This window comes from Corallococcus sp. 4LFB, from assembly GCF_046520365.1.
Classification (GTDB): domain Bacteria; phylum Myxococcota; class Myxococcia; order Myxococcales; family Myxococcaceae; genus Corallococcus; species Corallococcus caeni.
The window spans coordinates 1-957 of sequence record NZ_JBKGHJ010001094.1 but is presented as its reverse complement, the minus strand read 5'-3'; the positions used below and the strand labels follow the sequence as shown (position 1 = coordinate 957).

Annotated in this window: 1 protein-coding gene; it reads right to left on the bottom strand. The window is 77.3% G+C overall.

The window, feature by feature from the left end; genetic code table 11:
• The coding region (locus tag ACLEQD_RS44280) for a hypothetical protein (RefSeq protein ID WP_410391914.1) at positions 1-677 on the bottom strand (677 nt) is incomplete at its 3' end.
• Positions 678-957 lie beyond the last annotated feature (280 nt).

Genomic DNA, 957 nt, shown 5'->3' with positions numbered 1-957 from the left:
GCTCGCGCAGGCGCGGCCTCGTCCAGCATCAGCGCGGGCTGGGCGTCCTCGCGGCGCGGGGCGCGGGGCATGGGGATGCGCGGGTGCGTGTCCGCGTCGCCATCGCGCGCGGCCAGGGCGTCGTCCGGATCCGCGGAGATGTACGGCACGCTGGAGTCCACCTCCAGGGCGCGCGGATCCACCGAGACCCGCTCCTCCGACGGACGCGTGTCCTGCATCGTGGGCCGGGGAGCCGGGCCCGCTTCGAGCGGCTCGGGGTCCACGAGCGCCTCCGCCTCATCGAAGTCGGTGGAGCGCGGGGCCCCGGACTGGATGGAGGGCACCTGGATGGTGGGCGCGGCGTAGGCCGGCAGCGGCCGGTTGCCGTTCGACGGCGTCGTCACGCCGGGGCGCGAAGACGGCAGGGACGGCATCGCGGCGGTGGGGCGCTGCCCCTCCGGAATGCGGACCTCGGCGGCGCGAAGCTCGGCCCGGCCTCCCTCGGGGATGGGCTCCGGCCACGGGTAGTCGCTCTCGGGAAGCTCCTCGTCATCGAGGAACGGGCCGTCCGGCGGAGGCGGCGGCTCCATGAACGGCAGCGACTCACCCGACGCCTCGAACCGCCCCGCCCCGGAGTCGAAGAACGGCATCGGCGGAGGCGACACCGGCCGGGACGCGTCCGCCGGCACGACGGGCACGGGTCCATCCGCGGGCCGCACGGCCGGAATCGCCGCCATGGGCGGAGGCGGCGGCGCGAACGACCGGGCTCCGCGACAGGCGGCACGCCCCGAGGCCCCACCGAATCCGAGAAGGGCAGCGACGCCCCCTGGCCCGCGTCCGCGAACGGCCGCGACACCGGCACGTCCGCCACCGGAGGCGCGTCGCGCGACGTCAGTCCGGGTCGGAGTACGGCAGCGACGTGGCGCGCGTCGCGGTGGCTCCCCGGCGCCTCCGCCGCGGCAGCGCTTCCGCCCGGGG